This is a genomic window from Lysinibacillus sp. NPDC097214, from assembly GCF_050277945.1.
GTDB lineage: Bacteria > Bacillota > Bacilli > Bacillales_A > Planococcaceae > Lysinibacillus > Lysinibacillus xylanilyticus_B.
The window spans coordinates 206343-226784 of the sequence record NZ_JBNNSS010000006.1 but is presented as its reverse complement, the minus strand read 5'-3'; the positions used below and the strand labels follow the sequence as shown (position 1 = coordinate 226784).

The 20442-nt window shown below is 37.3% G+C and carries 11 protein-coding genes; 3 read left to right on the top strand and 8 right to left on the bottom strand.

Features of this window, described 5'->3' with window-relative positions:
• Positions 1–243 precede the first annotated feature (243 nt).
• On the bottom strand, positions 244–3006 hold the full coding sequence (locus ACQKMI_RS15660; protein WP_427490411.1) for a DEAD/DEAH box helicase: 2763 nt from the start codon (positions 3004–3006) through the stop codon (positions 244–246).
• The gene (locus ACQKMI_RS15655) at positions 3003–4577 is read right to left on the bottom strand and encodes a hypothetical protein (protein ID WP_427490409.1); all 1575 of its coding nucleotides are present in this window, start codon (positions 4575–4577) and stop codon (positions 3003–3005) included. The genes ACQKMI_RS15660 and ACQKMI_RS15655 overlap by 4 nt, the downstream gene beginning before the upstream one ends.
• 198 nt (positions 4578–4775) lie before the next feature.
• Between ACQKMI_RS15655 and ACQKMI_RS15650 the strand changes: the two genes are divergently transcribed.
• A complete protein-coding gene (locus tag ACQKMI_RS15650) occupies positions 4776–5249 on the top strand; it encodes a transcriptional regulator (protein ID WP_268636099.1) in 474 nt (157 codons plus the stop codon).
• Positions 5250–5613: 364 nt separating this feature from the next.
• Positions 5614–6447, top strand: a complete 834-nt coding sequence (locus ACQKMI_RS15645; protein WP_427490616.1) for a flagellin — start codon at positions 5614–5616, stop codon at positions 6445–6447.
• A 43-nt stretch (positions 6448–6490) separates the two neighbouring features.
• Here the strand turns inward: ACQKMI_RS15645 and csaB are convergent, their stop codons facing one another.
• From csaB to ACQKMI_RS15620, 5 genes are all read right to left on the bottom strand, one after another.
• Positions 6491–7570, bottom strand: a complete 1080-nt coding sequence (csaB, locus tag ACQKMI_RS15640; RefSeq protein ID WP_427490407.1) for a polysaccharide pyruvyl transferase CsaB — start codon at positions 7568–7570, stop codon at positions 6491–6493.
• Positions 7570–9495, bottom strand: coding sequence for a DUF5693 family protein (locus tag ACQKMI_RS15635; RefSeq protein WP_427490405.1), 1926 nt, complete (start codon positions 9493–9495; stop codon positions 7570–7572). Before ACQKMI_RS15635 ends, csaB begins: the two co-directional genes overlap by 1 nt.
• A 20-nt stretch (positions 9496–9515) precedes the next feature.
• On the bottom strand, positions 9516–11072 hold the full coding sequence (locus ACQKMI_RS15630) for a putative polysaccharide biosynthesis protein (RefSeq protein WP_427490403.1): 1557 nt from the start codon (positions 11070–11072) through the stop codon (positions 9516–9518).
• Entirely contained in the window at positions 11069–11791 is a 723-nt protein-coding gene (locus ACQKMI_RS15625) for a WecB/TagA/CpsF family glycosyltransferase (RefSeq protein ID WP_427490614.1), read from the bottom strand. The genes ACQKMI_RS15630 and ACQKMI_RS15625 overlap by 4 nt, the downstream gene beginning before the upstream one ends.
• Before the next feature lie 571 nt (positions 11792–12362).
• The gene (locus tag ACQKMI_RS15620) at positions 12363–14234 is read right to left on the bottom strand and encodes an S-layer homology domain-containing protein (RefSeq protein ID WP_427490401.1); all 1872 of its coding nucleotides are present in this window, start codon (positions 14232–14234) and stop codon (positions 12363–12365) included.
• Positions 14235–14836: 602 nt separating this feature from the next.
• On the opposite strand from ACQKMI_RS15620, the gene ACQKMI_RS15615 reads away from it, so the two are divergent.
• Positions 14837–18334 (top strand): S-layer homology domain-containing protein, encoded by a 3498-nt coding sequence (locus tag ACQKMI_RS15615; protein WP_427490399.1) that lies wholly within the window; start codon positions 14837–14839, stop codon positions 18332–18334.
• Between the two features lie 1079 nt (positions 18335–19413).
• Here ACQKMI_RS15615 and ACQKMI_RS15610 read toward each other — a convergent pair.
• A complete protein-coding gene (locus ACQKMI_RS15610) occupies positions 19414–20250 on the bottom strand; it encodes a copper amine oxidase N-terminal domain-containing protein (RefSeq protein WP_427490397.1) in 837 nt (278 codons plus the stop codon).
• Positions 20251–20442: the final 192 nt, after the last annotated feature.

The following is a 20442-nucleotide window of genomic DNA, read 5'->3' as shown; positions in this document are numbered from 1 at the left end:
GTACATACGGGGCAAGTGCAAGTTGTCTGATCCGCCATTTTCCTTCTATACTTGCACCGTAATCAATTTAGAGAGGAATGATGTATACCTTCCATAACGTAGTTCATTGCTGAAGACCGCACAGCAGTGAACCTTTTAAACACAACTAAATATGAATATGAAGTAAGTAGGGAAGAAGTAACAGGCAATATCCGCTGAAAAAAAGAGCGCCAAGAACGTTTTGCTCTTGGCGCATATATATCTTTAAAAATCGAGCTTCATTAAATCACGAAGTTCATCATCTTCTAACTCAGTTAACCACTTGCTTGATTGAATTAGTTCTTCTGATAATGCGGATTTCTGAGCTAGCATTTTATCGATTTTCTCTTCGATGGTACCAATAGTAACAAACTTATGCACTTGCACAAATTGTGTTTGACCAATTCGATATGCACGGTCTGTCGCTTGATTTTCAACGGCTGGATTCCACCAGCGATCTGCGTGTAATACATGATTTGCAGCTGTTAAATTTAGCCCTGTTCCACCTGCTTTTAAGGAAAGGATAAATATTGGGAAATCTCCTGCCTGAAAAGCCTCTACTAAGCGGTCACGCTGCTGCTTAGGCATTGCACCTGTTAAGAACGGTGCATCAATATTATATAGTTCACTAAAACAATGCTGTAGTAATTGCCCCATTCCGATATATTGTGTGAAAATGAGGCATTGCTCGCCGTTGTCCACAATTTCTGTAGCCATTTGCACGATACGTTCTAATTTCGTAGAACGAGTCAGCATTGATTCTGCATCCTCGAAAGGTTCTTTTAAATACAAGGCAGGATGATTACATAATTGCTTTAACTTACTGAGCATTTTTAAGACGCGTCCCTTTTTTTGAAAGCCTGTTAATTGCTCTAGCTGATCGAGTGTCTCTAATATATATCCTTCATATAGAGAGGCTTGCTCAGTTGTTAATGGGCAATAATCATGAGACTCTTGCTTATCTGGTAAGTTAAGTTGTAAGTGTGGGTCTCGTTTTGTACGACGAAGTAAAAACGGTTGAATTTTTGTACGTAGCTTCTGTTTATGTGACTCAGACTCATCTCGTTCTACCGGTAAAATAAATTCTTCGTTAAAGCGACCGAAGCTACCTAAATAGCCTTTATGGATAAAGTCAAAAATTGCCCAAAGCTCCGATAAACGGTTTTCCACCGGTGTACCTGTTAAAGCAATATGATGCGTACCATTTAGTTTACGAATAGCTCTTGATTGGAGCGTTTGCATATTTTTAATATTTTGAGCTTCATCAAGTACAACAGTTGCCCATTCTACTTCCTGTAAAAACTCAGCATCTTGAGATACGGTGCCGTAGGTAGATAAAATCACATGTGGTTTTTCTCTTTCTACTAGCTGTTTAAAAGCATCCTCCTTTGCTCGATTCGCCTGATAATGCGTATGCACAATCAAGGAAGGAGCAAAACGCGCAAGTTCCTTTTGCCAGTTGCCTAACACTGAAGTAGGACAAATAATGATGGCTGGCTTTGTGTCCTCAATTGTTTCATAAAGATAAAGCAAATATGAAATAAGCTGAACCGTTTTACCAAGACCCATATCATCCGCTAGACACGCACCAAAGCCTTGTTCGCGCATGAAGACAAGCCATTCGAAGCCCTCATGCTGATAAGGTCGTAATTCAGCCTGCAAAGATGTAGAAACTGATACTGTCGGAAGTCCTTTTTTCTCTTGAAGCTGTTCCATATAGGATTTAAGCGATTGTTGCAATTCAAATGCAAAAATAGGGTCATCTCGCATTTCATCATCGGCATCCTCTTCTTCAAGAGGTAAGGATAAATCCTCTGGTAGCTCACGAAATAGCAATTCACGAACAGTCCAGCTTTCATCTTCTGCTTGCTGCATCAATGTACGCATTTCTTGCATCCAGTTTGCATCGACTCGAAACCATTCAGTACCTATACGAATGAATTCGCGTTTCTCCTCCACAAGCTTTTTAAATTGCTCAGGTGAAATGGACTGTCCATTCATAGAAAATTGCCATTTGAACGTTAAAATATCATCTAGTCCAGCAACCTTCTTCGTCGATACATTGCCAGTACTGACACGGACACGCATTTTTGACTGTTTTAAATCCTTAAGCCAAGCCGGTAATACAACGTCAAAGCCAAGTGCCTGTAATCTTGCTAAATCTTCACGTAAAAATGTTCGAACTTGTAAATCCTCAAGCATAATACGGATGAAAATATCGTTACTTACATCTTCATTAGAAAGAAGATCTACAATTTGTCCTTGTTGTTGTTCAATAGCTTCAGCATACATTTGCCATTTTGCTGGTAGAGCGTCAGCGATTGGTAGTGACTGCTTTCGCATAGCAGGCGTCCAGTAGTTCTTGGCTGTAGCCGTGCTAAGTACTGTTTCTAAAAGCCAAACATCTGAATCTTCCTCAGGTTCACTTAAGCGTAGGGAGACAGTAACTGCACCTGCTTGTCGTTCCTGCTCTAATGGCCAGCCACCACGCAAGAAAAATGGCACTAGCTTTGGTAAATCAGACAGTATAAGACCTGCTTGTGTCAGTTTTTGCTGCACGGCCGTTTCTAATAAAGCTGTTTCTACACCGTCTAGAGGGAATGTTAGCGAGGAAAAATCATCTGCAATAACTGCGTGTGACCAGAGCGATGGCTCCTGCCAATACGTTTGTAAAGCCGACGCTTTTTCTAGTAACACCTGACTTTCTGCGTTTACACCTTGCCATTCAATAAAAGGATGTAGATAACGCTGTGAAAAAATATCAAGGAGCTCAGAGGTTGAAACCTCAATCGTAAGCTCTGAGCGATTGGTTAATATACCATAGACATTCGCTTCATAGTTGAAAAATAATGAAGAAATGAGTGAGTCTGCGTCCATTGCTGCACCGTCAGCAGTAAATCCCTGTAACGTAAAATATCCTTCCTGTGCTGCATGAATACGAAGCTGTAGTTTTTTTGAAAACGGGGAAGGAGCATTTATAGTCATCATACTAAGTTTCCTTTCTCAATTTCTTCCTGTAATGCACGGAGTCGTTTATACTCTGCACGAATGGTTTGCATATATGTTTCGAAATAAGCCGTTTTACCAGCACGCTTTGCTGCACTGCGCATACTTTTCCAAATTCGTACAGCCTGCTTATAGTTCATACGTGATTTTTGTGTAATTTCAGCCATGGCATATAGATGATATAAGGGCAATACTGTTGCAGGAGCAACCTGAAGCACATCCTTTAGTCCACACATTTCTAAATAGGAAAGGGAAGAGAGGTTTAGCTGATGAAGGGCTGCCCAATCACGATAACGTTCTTTTTTAATAAGAAAGAACGAAAACGGTTGAAGCCCGTAAACACCAAATGCACTATATAATGTAGCTTCCTCTTCCTCTGTAAGCTGTATGTCTTCGTATAAAAGCTGGAATTGCCGTACGTATTGAGCTCGCTTTACAACTGGCACAGTTTGCTGTAAAAAGACTTCGGTAAATGGTAGCATCGCACGTAAAATAATGGTCTGTGCAAGTGATTCGCCAGCACGTTTTGCAAAGGTAGCCAGCTCAAAAAGGTCCTGCATATGTTGTACATCAATATGGGCAATTCTTTCTTGTAATAAACTTTCTTTTTGTAGCAGTACATAAAATAGCAGTTGTAATGACTGCAAGGAAATCTCAGATGAAGGATTCTCAAGGTTATTTATAAGTGCTAATTCCTGTTCGCGTCGCGGCTTTTCATAAAAAAGCACTGCCCAAAGTAGCATATAAATTTGTAGTCGATCCGCAAACAATCCTTGTCGTTCCAATAAAAACTCCCTAACTAATTCCTGAATTGCATCATAGAATGGGTCAGTGGCAAAAAGTCGTGATCGACCCGTTAGCTCTGTCAAAATACTTTCGAATGATTGGACGCTTTGATCAATAAAATATTTCATATAAGGAGAATCCAACGAATGTCCTTTTGTCTCATTTAAATGACGCCATATTGTATTAAAGATCGATAGCTCCATAAAAAGCTTATACAATGGCTGCCACTCACGCTCGAAGGGCATATGCCGTTGAAGTCGCTCCATTGCATCTGTCCGTATAGCAGAAAGGCCATACCCTTCTAAAATACGCCCAGGTGGTAATAAACGTTTCATAACTTCGTTGACCATCAATTGCCAGCTTTCTGGACTGCGTTCATCTGCTAATGATTTTAATTGCACTGATTTTTGCGCACGCCAAGCGCTTGACCAATTTTGCACAGAATCAAAATACTGATAGAGGGCAAGCAATGCGCCAACTTGATGTCTACACCATTTTAGCTGAGGACAGTTACAGCTCATCTCCTCTTTGGCAAAATCAATTTCTACAGAAGCAGGTCTGACATCCTGTACGCTTGCATATAATATAGAACTTGCTCCATTAAAACGTTCAAAGACAACTGATTTGTTCCGCACTGAAAAAACAGCACGACGCACTAGCTCTTCGTCTTCAGTAGAGGAAGGATGTAACGCCTGTTCAGCTTCCTGTAATCTGGCAAGGATAAATTCTTGGTGTTCCTTAGCTAATTGGGCAATAGACAATGCCATAACCTCACTCCTTTCAAAATGTATAGCTAGTGAGCATGTAAGAATAAAGAAAAAAAGACTGTCCTTCCATTATACGATTAAAATGCGTCCATGATAAGCCGAATGATTTGAAAGAAAAAAATCAAGGAGAAGATAGTTAACAAGATAATTTATTTGTGTTAAAATCTGAATAATCAGATATATAGGGAGGGATGAAGGATGATGCAAGTTCAATATATGAAGCCTTTTTACACGAAAATTACTGGAGACAAACTACGTCTCGTGTTTGCTTATCAATATTTCTCTATATTAAAAGAAAATGAGATTTTCCATTTCATTCCCATTGAAGGTAAAGAGATGATTATCAATTTGAATACACAGCAAATTGAAAATATATCTGAGGTATTTGTTTTCCAGAAAGGGAATCGTTTTATCCGACTGCCATTATATCAATTATTATTAATTACAAATGTTCATGAGCATTTAGCACCGATTCTTGAAAGCGCTACTCCAAAGCCTCAGTTACCACTTGTATCTTCAGTGACTGTTGGGGAAGTAGATCAGCTCATTACAGAATTGGAGCAGAAAAACATTGATTATTTAATCGACCAGGCATTACTAGATCATAATAAAGATCTCTTTTTTGAACTACTACAACAAAAGAACCATCAACTCGGAGGTTTCGAAAATTGAATACACGGTATTTTATTTAAGCACCCTTTCCATATATGAGAAATGGGTGTTTTTATCTTCATTCAGCAAATGTTTTGTAGTGAAAGTGAAACGACAGTTATAGAAGACTGCCACCTCTGATGGAGATGAGATGAATGAGAATGTGGTTCCTAAACCTCTGACGGATGTCACGGCTGTTGAATGGAATGAATAGTGCGGCACAATTTTGCCAAGGTGAAATGGATATGGGTCTAAAGTTGAAATTATGAAAATGGATTAGAAACCATTACTCTATAGGGCTTACTAAATTAGAAACCATTACCAAATTGGATTTAAAAAAATGTAAAATAGACCGATATACATAACAATAGGGGGTGGTGAAATGATGCTTGGAAAGTGGTCAGCGACGGGGATGTCAATTTTAAATAATATGAATAGACATTACGGGGCAATGAGTAAGGCAATGCTTCGAATTTCTTCTGGCTACCGCATTAATAGTGCTGCTGATGATCCAGCGGGACTTGCGATTTCTGAAAAAATGCGTGCGCAAATTCGCGGTTTGAACATGGCCGCAAAGAATATCCAGGATGGTGTTTCACTTGTTCAAACAGCTGAGGGAGCATTGAATGAAACACATGCTATGATTCAGCGCATGCGCGAGCTCGCAGTCGAGGCAGCCAACGATACATTAACGGATAGTGATCGAGAGAAACTCGATTTGGAATTTCAGGAATTAAAAAAAGAAATTCAGCGCATCTCGAAGGACACGGAGTTTAATAGTAAGACATTGCTAAATGGGGATTATGATACGAACGGTATTAAAATTCAGGCAGGGGCCAACGCGGGTCAAAGCATCGAGCTGTTTATGAACAATATGGGTGCTGAAGCACTTGGCTTGGACGATACGACATCTATTGCAACTCGTGAGGATGCCGATAAAGCCATCTCCACAATGGACGAGGCTTTAAAGCGTGTATCAAGCGAGCGCTCAAGACTAGGTGCCTACCAAAATCGTCTAGAGCACGCATATAACGCGACCGTAAACACGGCAGAAAACTTACAAGATGCTGAGTCTCGTATTCGTGATGCAGATATCGCCAAAGAAATGATGACTATGGTGAAGGCCCAAATTCTAATGCAGGCAAGTCAATATGTATTAGCGATGCATATGCAGCAGGCTCAATCCATTTTAAAATTGTTAGAGTTCCAAAAAAAATGATGAATTTCAATTTTTATTGAAATTCATCATTTTTTCGTAACTTCTATGCTTTTGTGAAAGCCTCTAATGCTAATTTTGCTGTCGTCTCTGCGGCAGCTTGGAACGCTTGGACTTTTTGACGCATGTTTTCTTGGATGGTTGGTAATTGTTCAATTACTTTTACAGTTTGTTCGAACAATAATGTCCCATCCCAATTATCTACTTCAACATGTCCAATAATGGGTTGATCCATGATGTCAGCAAATGCATCGATTTTCGGATCGTAAGAAATCGCAATAAATGGGGTAGAGTAGATGGCTGAGAAAATTAGTGAGTGCAATCTCATACCAATCAGCAATTTAGATTGACCAATTACTGCAATTTTTTCTTCGATCGATAAATCAGCAGGGGCAATGATACTCTTTTCTTGCATAAGTGCTGCTACTTCTTGTGAAGACTTTGCATCGTGCTCACCGTGCATTGGCAAGAAGACAATTTGTTCTCCATGACGTACTAATTGATCGAGGCTGTTCGCTATTTTTTGCTTGTAATCTACTGTTGATGGCCAGTCACGAACACTTATAGCAATATAAGTGTTCGCTGATAAGGACGCATCTGCTAACCATTCAGTATGGAAGGTGCTGCCGTTAAGTCCAATCACCGGATCGGGCACCACTAAAGCCTCGTTTTTGACACCAATCTCTGTTAAAAGAGATTGTGAGGCTTTATCTCGCACTGTTATTTCTACCTTATTAAAGGCTTTGCGAACAATAAATTTACTTACAGGATGATTGATTGGACCCATACCTTGAGCGTAAACAAACACAGGTTTTTTTAACCATTTTGCCATTTGAATAATGCCCGCATAGTAAGGAATCGTCTTCATTCCTGTTTGGTCTTGCATGAGGCTACCGCCACCACTGATGAGCCCATCTGCTGATTTTAGTACTTGTCTGATTTCGTTCATTTTCCAACGATTCACGGCCTTCACACCATATGTTTTTTCAGTGGCCGCTGGATTATTCGATAATACCGTAATGTCTATATTACGTTGACATTTTCTTAGAGCTTGGATAATGGAAAGCAGGATCGCATCATCGCCAACATTATCGAATCCGTAGTAGCCAGACAATACAACATGCATTATGACCACCTCGCGACTGCTTTAGAAATAAAACGGTAACCGATCTTGAAGATAAAGATAAATACTAGTCCTACGACAAAACCAAGTGAAACGCTATAAAGTGTACGTAATGCCGACACAGCAACAGGGATGTGTAAATGTGTAAAGGTATTAACGATAGACAAGAATCCAATAACACCTGGTACTAGAAGGATACTGCCCCATTTTCGATTAATGCCCATCACATATAGCGCTAAAACAAAGAATGGGAAACCAATTAAAAATTCCTTCGTTCTTGGTCGAACATATAGTATATTTTCAAGCCATTGTCTAAATACCAATTCTGCATTACTAACGGAACCAGAATTACCTGTTCGACTGATATAGAATAATCCTATTCCTGCAACGACGATTAGTAGTAAAACATGCCAATATTTTAGATCTTTATTTAATAAAGTAACGGTATTCGAAAGTGTTTTCTTTAGATTTTGATCAACTAGACGGTTAAGTTCTAGTAGCACAAATACTAATACACCTGCGATTGGAACAACATAAACGAGCTTAACACCTTTAAATGCTTCAAAGCCTGTCATAAATGCATTGCCATTTAATAATCCAATGACAATAACGATACCAATGATGCTAATACCTACTGCTTTCAAATATTGTAGTAAGATCGAAGCAATATTCTTAGAGCCCTTAGCTGCTTTAATGACTGCATACGTTGGGGCCATAACTGCAATAATTAACGCGAATGCTTGTAAGAAAAGGGTACTTTTCAGAAGGAAGTACGCAATGGCTAAAGCACTCATAAATACAACTGCCGTTATACGAAGAGGCATCCATTTCACAAGTTCTGAAACAAGGTAAGTAAATACAATACCTGCCAATAAGACAAGTGCCGTTACCCATGTTGGTACTGCAACAACATCAAATAGTTGTGGAGTGCCAGACTTGAAATGATTTGGCATCTGTTTTTGAACACCCGTTAAATAATCAATTGTTTCAGCCAAATTTTTCTCAGCATTACCTTTTGTTTTAATATGATAGAAGATAGATCGAATATTTCGCTCTTTCACCGCGCGTGTTGTACGATCAATGCTTGCATTAAGCTTTAGCTTTGTCTCTCTGTTGACATTGATGCTGTGCAAGCGAATCATATTATAATCTGTACTTTTGGCAATTTGGTCTTCACCCTTAAGGGGATTACTTTCAATTGTGTAGAAATAGTAGCCTGCCTCACTTAGTTTTTCAACGAATACATTACCTGAATTTTGTCCGAATTTTTGTCCAAATCCGATCGCTTCAGTCCCTGAACCAAGTAAACGGCCTGCTGATGAATCTTTTAATTCAAGCAATTGCTTAACGATTTTTTCGTTTGCCGCTTTATTGTCTGCATTTTCTACTTTAAAAATGAGGGACAGATCATGCTTGTTGATCATCTCTATTGCAGGCTTATCGTAACCAATCGGTGTTTTTAAATCATAACGATGGTTTGAGCTCGGAAGAAAATAGAAAGACTCATCTCCTATTTGTACTTCTTCGGGCTTAATGCTGTCTTTAATGAGCTGTTGATAGCTTGCGTTTTCAGGAACGCTAATATAGTATCCACTCTTACTGCTATCAATAGCATCTTTATAAGGCGTGAAACGTAGTTGTGCCGCTAATTCATTTTCATTGTAAATGGAAATCAGGCTTTGATGTTCCATTTCCTTTAATGTTAACGGCTCAAGGCTAACCGTTGTAAGCCCTGCATCTTTTAAAGAGGAAAGGATTTTATCCATTGTTAAATCGCTTTCCTTGTTTACTACTTGAATTTCATCATAAGGAATCACTATTTCATAGGCATCATTTGATTGCTCAGCATTCCATCTCATCATGATTCCAGGTGAAGACACGACAAGCAATAGGATGACAATTCCCCAAAGCCATTTCTGTTTCGACATAAATTTTCTACCTCTCTTATTTATGAAAACTTTTTTCCGATAATCGGGATTTTCTTTAAATCTTGTTTATCAATGGCCTTCATTAGCCATAATAAAAGGAAATAAATAACACATCCAATACCAATTGCAACAGCTAGATAACCCATTGCCCATAGTCTTGACCACTTTTCAATATCAAACCATAGTGTAGGCAATCCGACAGCAGCTCCCATTAGGATAGAAGATAGGATGATTTTGATGGTATCTTTCCCAAATACAGTGAAACGAATTGCACGATAAATAAAAATAGAATTTACAATAAATAAAACAAAGTAAACAAATAATGTTGCATAGGCAGCCCCGTCTAATCCGAAGGCTTGGATAAAGAAGATGTTTGAAAAAATCTTTAGTACAACGCCACTAATAATGATGATGGCTCCTGTTTTGGCAGCATTCATCCCTTGTAAAATACCTGTACCAAGTAGTGTCAGGGATGTAAATACAGAGCTAAGGTTAATAATTGCTAACATTAAGCTTCCCTCTAAGTCTGTAAAAAGAGCGAGGTTTAAAGGTAAGGTTAATGCTAGTAACCCTAAAGCAGCTGGCCAGGAAATTAGATGAGTAATACGGTGTGTTTGCTCAATAATCCCACGTGTTTCATCTAATTTACGTTCGGCTATTTTTGTCGTAATCAGTGGAACAAGCGGTAATATGATAGAGGACGCAAAAACAGTTGTAATTTGAACAAGCGTTAATCCTCGACCATAAATCCCATAAAGGAAACTAATTTCACTTGAGTCAGCACCAGCACTTCTTAAGCCGTACGTTACTGTAAAGGAGTCAACAAAGTTAAAGAGTGCCATTGTGACAGAACCGATGGCAATCGGAATCGATATTTTTAAAATTGTCTTACCCCAGAATGAGAAATCGTTAAATTTATATTTCTCCTTGCTGGTTACTTTTACAGATGAACGGAAATATTTATAGCGTAAATAGAAGAGGGATGCAACAGCCCCAATGACAGAGCCTGCCATAATACCCCCAGCGACAATGTCAGTGGAATAATCCATTGCAACTAGGAAATAGGCAACAATTAAAATTAGAGCAACACGCACTAACTGTTCAATTACCTGAGAGATCGCAGTCGGACGCATATCCCCATAACCTTGGAAAAATCCTCGATAGACAGCCATATAAGGAGCAACGAGCAATGTAAGAGCAACAATAATTAATGCAATTTTTGTTGAAGGGCCCCCTAAAGCGTTTGCGATTTCAGTTGAAAAGCCATAAATGATTGCAAAACTTAAGACGCCAAAGCATAGCGCTAGGATGCTTGCTGTGACATAAATTTTCTTCACTTTATCTATGTCTTTTTTTGCATTGGCCTCCGCAATAAGCTTCGAAATGGCAATAGGGATTCCAGCAACGGATAAATAGAGTGCCACCATATAGACTGGATACACTAAACTGAAAATACCAAGAACCTCATCGCCCGCGATATTTTGTAGCGGAATTCTGAAAATACTACCAATAACTTTAGAAAGCAACATAGCAATTGTTAGGACAAGAGTGCTTTTGACAAATGTAGACTGACTCATTTTGGTGCTCCCTGACCTTTAAATTTTATTGCGAAAACCTTTAAAGCAAATCGAGGGAGGACAAGCATTCTTCCAAAACGACTTGGCTGACGAAGCAGTCGGTAGAGCCATTCGAGATTTAATTTTTGCCAGATAACAGGAGCCCGTTTGACTGTTCCTGCAATGACATCAAAGGAACCACCAACACCTATAAATACACCTTTGCTAAATTGATCCAAATTTTCGGAAATCCATTTTTCTTGTCTTGGCACACCTAAGGCAACAAATACAAGATCAGGCTTTAATGCAGCAATTTCATTTGTAATATCATTCTTGTTCCAATCAAAAAATCCATCATGATAGCCTACTACGTCCACATTTGGATATGTTTGATTGATATTTTGCACAGTCTTTTCAAGCGTTTCATTTTGCGCGCCTAACAGATAGATTTTAAAGCGCTTTGTATTGCCCACTTCTAAAAGTCGTACCATCGTGTCGTAACCAGTGACACGCTCCGGAAGCGGATCACCAAGTATTTGTGCAGCTTTCACAACACCAATACCATCTGCACAAACGTAAGTAGCTTTCTTCAGATAATTCATGACAGTAGGATTTTCATTTGCCTGCATCACGACTTCGGGATTTGCTGTAATGACGAATGTCTTTTCTTCATGTTCAATACGATTGACGAGTAAATCAACAAACTCTTGCTGTTTACTATGTAAAAAGGGTACGCCCATAATCGTTACATGCTTCATATAGTGTTCAAACCTTTCTTTATTTCCTTTTTCACTTCTTTCAGCGGGTGTCACGGAATCGGAAAAGAGTTCTTAGGCTAACTGATCTGCATCGGTAAAAACGCCACGTCCTGTGGCATTACCGAAATGACCGACATCGTGTCGGCCCTCGTGCAGGCCTAAGCACAAAACCGATTCAGGACGCAATTATGCCAAGGCATAATTGATCTGCAATATATCATACCACAAAAGCAATATTGACAGGAAATTTTCGGTGGAATGATATGGGGCGAATTGTGAAGAAGAAGGGGAAGGAAAACGTAAATTGCATTTTCAATTTTACAGTGATGAATCTAATAAAGTATCTTTCAAAAGACGGTAAAAGTAATATGATAAAATGGTAATATAATCCTTGTGATTTGAGTTTCTTCTATTATATATGTAGCATATAAATATTATATAAAAATAAGCGTATCATCATGGGGAATTTAAACTTTTCCTGGATTTGAATAATTGAATGTACATAAAGAAAGAGTGCGAATTAAAATGATTCGCACTCTCTTGCTTTATAAACCTATTTTGAATCAAGTGATTCATTATTTACAATATAATCACCAAAAACCCATCCCGTTTTGCCATTATAGATCACCTTATACCAGTTACCGTTTTTTACAAACTCACCATTAGCATCTACAACACCAATGATAAAGCTTTTTGGCTTTACAGTACCTAAAATGGAAGACGTAGTAGAGGGTTCGCTTCTTACATTTAACGTGATGTTCATATCAACAATCTGTAATCCATTTTTCAGATTTACATAATCTTTAAATAGCCATCCTTCTTGTCCATTCACTTTGACTTTGTACCAACCGCCATTTTCACCTATCACTGTGAACGATGTATCCTTTGGTAATTTCGTGATGATGGAAGAAGCATCCGCTGTATTCGGATAAGTTCTCATATTTAGGTTGTCAACCGTAGCCTGTCCAGTGGCCCCAGCTAAAGCTGTATCTACCGCATATTGCTTGGTAGGAGTAGGTAACGAAGTAGGGGAAGACTGGTTTTGATAGACAGGAACGTCAAATACTAAGTTAGTCGTAGTATTGGCACCCGTTAATTCATACATGTCATAAATCTTTTGCGCCTGAAGCTCTGCCCACATAACATGTGTTGCATACTGATGGACCGTTGGGTTATCAGGATTCCAACGCATTTTATACAATGTGTCCTGCCCTTTACTAATATACTGATCTTTCACAAATTGTGCCCCACCAACAATCGCATCCTTGATCGTGAACCATCCATTTGTATAAGCTCGTTCAGCCCCATATTTATTGGCGTTTGCATCAATAGCACCAATGCCATAAACATTGTATGTTTTCTTAATAGCAGTCAGGCTGTTTCGATTTTCAGTCGTGACCATTACTGCTTTACCGTCCTTATCGAGACCAACTTCAATACCGTTTGCCAGTGCTGAAGCGCCATTGCCTGTTTCATGCAATGCATGTGATAACAAATAGATAGCATTAATATTATGATCAACACCTGCCTGAATAAAGGCCTCTGCTGTACCGATTAAATTTCCTTTATTATAAAGAACTTTTTCGTTGATCGTTTTTGCATTTAGATTCGTAACAGCCGTCGATAATTTTAAAAATTGATAAAAGGACGGACTATCTTGAATAAAACTTTTAGGGTGCACATAGTATGACACTAGTGCCTCGCTAGCTGTGAAAACGCCAGCACCATCTACTTTTGGATTATTTTTCGCCTGTTTATCCACCACAGCCTTGTAGTCCTGTGAGTAGTTGGTAGTAGTATATTGCTTGCCACCAACTTCAGGTGCATCTAAATGTATCAATCGATAGAGTACAGTAGCTGACTCAGCACGTGTTGCTTGGGCAAGTGGCGCAAATGTATTGTTCGGCTTACCAACAATCAGTCCTAACGACACGACTTCTTGTACATCGGCATACGCCCATTTAGCGATACTAGCATTGTCATTAAACTTAAGAGGGGAGGCAGTCGTCTTGATGTTTTGGTAATCGAGTGCTCTTTTTAGCATGGCAGCCATTTGCTGACGATCAATTTTATCATTTGGATTAAACTTTCCATTTGCATTGCCTTTGACTAATTGATAGTGACTCGCCTGTTTTATGACATCGTAATACCAATCTCCTTCACGTACATCCGAGAAGTTAGGTTTCGTAGATACTTCTGGTAAGTCAAGTGCTCTTACTAGAAATGCGGTGAATTCAGCACGAGTGACGGAATCATTCGGGCGATAATTGCCTGAGTCATCACCTTTCATTAAATTGTGTGTAATAAGATAGTTCATTTCATAGTAGGCCCAGTGCTTAGAAATATCTTCTGCTGCTACATTTGTAGGTGCTAAATAGAACATCGCAATAAGCATGGCCCCGAAAATAGAGAGTTTACCTTTCATTTTTCAAGCTCCTTTCGAAAGTTGATAGGATCCTATCAAACTATCAAAAGTGTAGCATAAAAATAGGGAATCTATTATTACAACATAGGAACAGATGCGTTTTTATAGTAATAATAATGAAGGAAAATACATTCCTCCTTTGGAAATCACGTTATATATTTCTGTTTCTTTACAATTATGACTAATTATTTACGGAAGTCTTTAATATTTGACAATTTCGTATCTATTCCAGAAAATGCTTGGATAATGTTGAGAGTCAGGTATAATAGGAAATGGTTCTATATGTTACCAACCTAAATAAGGTAATAATATTGGGTTATAGTGGATACCATAATATAACCGGTAAAAAAATCTTCTATATCTAAATTTATGCCATAATGCTTGAATTTAGAGAAAGATAGTGTTATATTATTGTGGAAAGTGAATAAATTTACTAGAATGGTATTCTAATACTCTTTTTCTAGTGAAATTACTAAGAAAATTTGCTTGTAGGTTTTTTTATTATTCAAGGAAGCTATAATACATACATTTAGGCTAAGCAGTACTATAGTTTTCGTGAGGATAATACCAATTTAAAGGAAATGTTAGGGAGGAATACAATAATGGCAAAGCAAAACAAAGGCCGTAAGTTTTTCGCGGCATCAGCAACAGCAGCACTTGTTGCAGCAGCAATCGTTCCTGCAGCATCAGCAGCAACAATCAAGGATTTCGATAAAGTAGCACCTTACGCTAAAGAAGCAGTTCAAGCTTTAGTGGACGCTGGAGTAATCTCTGGTGATGAAAAAGGTAACTTCAACCCAACTAAATCAATCACTCGTGCAGAAGCAGCTCAAATCTTCACAGGTGCTTTAGAATTAGAAGCTGAAGGCACTGTAGATTTCAAAGACGTTAAAAAAGACGCTTGGTACTATGATGCAATCGCAGCTACTGTAGAATACGGAATTTTTGAAGGTGTAAGTGCAACTGAATTCGCACCAGCTAAAAATTTAACTCGTTCTGAAGCAGCTAAAATTCTTGTAGAAGCTTTCGAATTAGAAGGTGAAGCAGATCTTAAAGATTTCGCTGACGCTTCTACTGTTAAACCATGGGCTAAATCTTACCTAGAAGTTGCTGTTGCAAACGGCATTATCAAAGGTTCTGAAGTAAATGGTAAAACAAACCTAAACCCAAATGCTTCAATCACTCGTCAAGAATTTGCAGTAGTATTCTCTCGCGCTCTTGATCTTGCAGAAGATGCAACTGTAAAAGTTGACAAAGTTGAAGTAGTTGACGCTAAAACTTTAAACGTAACTTTAACAGATGGTACTAAAGAAACTATCACTTTAGAAAAAGCTTTAGAGCCTAATAAAGAAACTGAAGTTACTTTCAAAATCAAAGATGTAGAATACAAAGCAAAAGTTACTTACGTTGTAACTACAGCTACAGCAGTTAAATCTGTAACTGCAACTAACCTTGTAGAAGCAGTAATCGCATTTGACGGTAAAGTTGATAAAGCTACAGCGACTGATGCTGATAACTATGAAATCAAAGGAAAAGTTATTAAATCTGCTACTTTATCAGAAGATGGTAAATCAGTAACTTTAACTTTAGACACTAAAAAATCTACTCCGTTTGCTAACCAAGTTGAACATAAATTAACTTTCAATAACGTTAAAGCTGGAGATAAAGAAATTAGCGTTAAAGAATATAAATTTACTCCAGTAGATGCAACTCTTCCTACTGTAGCTGATGTTAAAGCGCTTGGAAACAAAACATTAAGCGTTAAATTCAGTGAACCAATTAACAATGCTAACGCTTCTAACTTCACAATTGACGGTAAAACTATAGTTGGAGATGTTAAAGTTAATGGTAATAATGTAATTGTTAAACTTTATACTACACTTGAAGATGGAGAGCACACTGTAGCTGTTAAAGATGTTACTGACTTTAATAACTTCAAATCTTTAAATTCAGAACATAAATTCTCTGTAGTTAAAGACGTTACAGCACCTACAATTGCATCAGTAGAAAAAGCTACTTTTGAAAAAGTTACACTTAAATTCAGTGAGCAAGTAGATCCTGATACTGTGACTACAACAAGTGCTTATTGGTTACAAGGTACTTCTAAAAAGTATCCAACTGGAGTAACACAAATTTCTGAAGATACATTTGAATTTGATTTCAGTAACAACAAAATTCAATATACAACTGATCTTTATGTTACAGGAGTAAAAGATTACTCTAGCAATGCAATCGCAGCAGATTCTAAAATCCAAGTTAACCCAGTAATCGACCAAACTCGTCCTGAAGTTTCAAGTCTAGTATATGATGAAAAAACAAAAGCATTTACTATCAAATTTAACAAAGGTTTAGATAAAGAATCAGTTGAAAAAGCTGCTAATTATGTAATTAAAGATGCAGATGGTAAAGTTGTTAGCAAGTACAAAACTCCTACACTTAACTCAACTAATAACAAAGAAGTAAAAGTTCAATTAGTTGATGGTTTAACAGCTGGTAAAACTTACACAGTTGAAGTAGCTGGTGTAAGTGATAATACAACTCTTAAAAACGTAATGTTACCATATTCTAAATCTATCACTGTTGGTGATTCTTCAGAACCAAAAGCATCAACTGTTGTAAAAAATCCAGCTAACAATTCTCTTGTTGTTAACTTCGATAAGAAAATGGCAGTAAGTGGTGATGGTTCAGCTGTAGAAGCAGAAAAATATTTATATATGGATGATAAAGGCGTATGGAAAAAACTACCAACTGGAACTTCTGTAAATATTTCTCCAGATGGCAAGTCTTCTATTATCTACTTACCAACATCTGAAGTAAAAGTTGATGATATTAAAAAATTACGCGTTCAATTAGTTAAAGATGATAAAGGTAACTTCTTACAAGGTTTAACACAAGATTTAGACGTTCTAGCTCAAACAGCTGTAACTTATAAAGGTGCTGACGCTACAGAAAACAACAAAATTTCTGTTGAATTTAGCCGTGCTTTATTAGAAAATACATTAAATATTAATGATTTCAAAGTGACTGCAGATAATTCAGTATTAAACGTAATTTCTGCTAAACTAGATAAAACAGGTACAAAAGTTGAATTAACACTTGCTGATTCTAATTTATTAAATGATGATGCAACTTACTCTACTAAAAATTCAGCAGTTAAGGTTGAGGTAGTACAAAACGCATCAACTGCAACTGTTGATGGAACTAAAGTAAGCTCTGGTTCTTCTGTAGCGAATGACAAAATCAGTGCTGAAATTAAAACTGTTAAAGGATTTGCAACTGGTGGTGGAATTGAAGTAACATTCGGTGAAGCTTTACAATTAAATAATACATTAGACCCGAACGCAGCTTCTGATTTCATTATTACAAATGACAAAGATGCGAAACTTGTTCCAGGTAAAGATTATACTGTAGCTACTGCAGGTGATGCTCTTGAAATTACATTCCTTGGAGCATTACAAAATACTAAAGGTGTTTATTCTGTTTCAGTAAGTCCTCGTTTCTTAACAGATGTAAAAGGTAATCTTGTTAAAGCTGTAGCTGAAAAGGATGCATTTGATGTATATGTAGATGTTAAAGCTGTAGCTCCAGCTGCTCCAACTGTAGCTCAAGTTCTTAGCACTGCAACTACTGTAACAGGAACTGCTGATGCTGGTACAACTGTTTCTGTTAAAACTGCTGCTGGGACTGAACTTGGTAATGCTACTGTAGGTACAGATGGTAAATATTCAGTTGCTATCACTGCCCAAACTGCTGGAACTGAATTAAAGGTTACTGCAACTAATGCTGCTGGTGTTGTAAGTGCTGCTACTACAACTACTGTTGTTGCTGCTCCTGTAGCTGTAACTTCTATCGCTGTAACAGCTTCTGTAACTGAAATTACAACTAAAGACGGTAAAGCAACATTTACTGCTACTGTTGCACCTACGAACGCAACAAATAAAAAAGTAACTTGGTCTGTAGATAAGCCAGAATTAGCTTCTATTGACGCAACTACTGGTGAATTAACTGCTAAAGCTGATGGAGAAGTTGTTGTAACTGCAACTGCTGAAGGTTCTACTGTAAAAGGTACAGCTACAATTAAAATCTCTAATCAACAATAATTTTAGTAATTAAATAATTGTTTAATAATAAGCCCTAGGGAGAATGATCTCCTTAGGGCTTTTCTGTCGTAACTATTACCTTTTCTTGCATCAATTTCGTTCATAATAATTGACAATCTCGTATTTCTCATCGTTTTTGTTACAAATGCAATAATACTTAATTGTGTAATTTCCCTCCTTATCGGCTATTTTCAACTGAAATAGTATTAGATTATGGCGAGCTTCTTAAGGTTTCTATAGTATGAGGCTGACGAATCCAATATAAGCAAAGTAAGTTAGCTAAGAGATCACTGTATATCCTTATAGATGCAAAGCTATAATTGTTAAACATTCTTATTACAGAATAGAGGAAACCTATGGAAATTAAAAAAGTGATGGTAGAAGTGGAACATTTGTAGACGTTAGAAGAGGTATGCTAGCACCAGTGAGAATAATAAGCTGATTGCGAATTAGTAGTATTGTATATAACTAGCCGTTTGATTTTGTATGATAACGAACGAGAGGAATAAAACTAGTAGGGGCGAAGGAATCCTGTCAGTAGAGAAATTTATTTCTTTACAAAGTTAAATCCTGAGGCAATCAAATATATGATTGCTTCTTTTTTTAAAACTGTAATTTTATACCTCCTAATTTGATTAGCTCTATTTAACTTATTTGTTGTTTTTTAAGGCAAAAAGCGTATTAGAATTATTAAAAATTCTAAGATTATTCCTATCACTTTGAAAAGTATAGAATTACGTAGAATAAAAAATACCTCTATCAGTCCATGTAAGAACTAATAGAGGCACTACACTAAGAAGTAAAGCCGATACTACCATCTGAATTCAACAAAAGATAAATCATCATCGGTTTCTGAAGTTCAAAATAATAAGAGTGTAAGGAACTGTCCCACCTTCACGAGGACTAAGCAAAGATTAATCTACAGTATATTTTATAAGGGAAGACAGCGTAGCCAAAAATATCATGTTTTGGCTACGGTTTATTCCTTGTTTGTATTGTATAGACATTCCTGAAAATCAGATCATAAGCCATGTACATTCATTTTAAGAATGTACAGTTTATGTTCATTTTCCTGAAAATCATTTCACATGATTTTTATTGATGATTTCCTGTACTGTAATTTTAATATTGCGATCATATGTTATATCTTTAAAAGAACCAGTATATGTCTTTTTATGAGATTCGGTTTTTATATCGAATAGTTCGATAGTATATTCACCAGAGGCCTTACCATTAACAATAGTTCCATCTAGTTCCATATAGGCATCATGCGGAGTAGCAAATCCTGTACCACCATTTGATACTCGAACGGTATGCTGAGAATAGAATTCTTTATTATTATCTAGGTATGAAGTAAAGATAAAATCACTTACAAGTTCACGTGAAGAATTAAATGGATCTTCCTGATCATAACGGTCTTCTGAAATAAGTTCTAAATTTTTAGTTTGTAGATTTACAAAATAGTATCTATCAGCACCTACATAAGTAGTAATGTAAACTGTTTTCGTTTGATTATTCCAATCAACCTTTGCACCAAGTGCTTCACTAATAAAACGAAGAGGCACTAGTGTTCTACCATTAATAATCTGAGGAGCAACGTCTAAAGCAATTTTTTGCCCATTAACAGTGGCAGTTTTGCTACCAATTACTAAACCAATTTTTTTTGTACCTCGGACAGCTGTAATTGATTTTGTTTTTGCATTCCATTGTACTGTTGATTCTAATTCCTCGAAAATTGTTCGCATTGGTACTAAAGTTCGTCCATTAATAGATACTGCACCTTGGTCAAATTCTACTTCATCACCATCAATTTCTACTGTAATAGCAGGTGCAGCTTCTGCAGAAGGGGCGAATGAGAAACTAATTAATACTAAAATAAGTGCTAGAGTAATTCTAGATGTAAATTTTTTGATCACTTTAAATCTCCTTTAATCATAATTAAATTGGGTAAATAATAGACTGTTTGCCAGCTAATAACGCTGATTTAAGCTGGCTGACACCATGCCTCCAATACTTGAAGCGTGTGCGCTTGTTTAAAAGGGGTGGTTTAATGAAGGACTGTTGATCGTCACTTTTGAGGTGACTTCAAGCCTAATTCTACTGTTGGT

Excerpts from the sequence above, each read along its gene's own strand:
- ACQKMI_RS15660 (WP_427490411.1), bottom strand. The coding sequence starts at position 3,006 with ATGATGACTATAAATGCTCCTTCCCCGTTTTCAAAAAAACTACAGCTT.
- ACQKMI_RS15655 (WP_427490409.1), bottom strand. The coding sequence starts at position 4,577 with ATGGCATTGTCTATTGCCCAATTAGCTAAGGAACACCAAGAATTTATC.
- ACQKMI_RS15650 (WP_268636099.1), top strand. The coding sequence starts at position 4,776 with ATGATGCAAGTTCAATATATGAAGCCTTTTTACACGAAAATTACTGGA.
- ACQKMI_RS15645 (WP_427490616.1), top strand. The coding sequence starts at position 5,614 with ATGCTTGGAAAGTGGTCAGCGACGGGGATGTCAATTTTAAATAATATG.
- csaB (WP_427490407.1), bottom strand. The coding sequence starts at position 7,570 with ATGCATGTTGTATTGTCTGGCTACTACGGATTCGATAATGTTGGCGAT.
- ACQKMI_RS15635 (WP_427490405.1), bottom strand. The coding sequence starts at position 9,495 with ATGTCGAAACAGAAATGGCTTTGGGGAATTGTCATCCTATTGCTTGTC.
- ACQKMI_RS15630 (WP_427490403.1), bottom strand. The coding sequence starts at position 11,072 with ATGAGTCAGTCTACATTTGTCAAAAGCACTCTTGTCCTAACAATTGCT.
- ACQKMI_RS15625 (WP_427490614.1), bottom strand. The coding sequence starts at position 11,791 with ATGGGCGTACCCTTTTTACATAGTAAACAGCAAGAGTTTGTTGATTTA.
- ACQKMI_RS15620 (WP_427490401.1), bottom strand. The coding sequence starts at position 14,234 with ATGAAAGGTAAACTCTCTATTTTCGGGGCCATGCTTATTGCGATGTTC.
- ACQKMI_RS15615 (WP_427490399.1), top strand. The coding sequence starts at position 14,837 with ATGGCAAAGCAAAACAAAGGCCGTAAGTTTTTCGCGGCATCAGCAACA.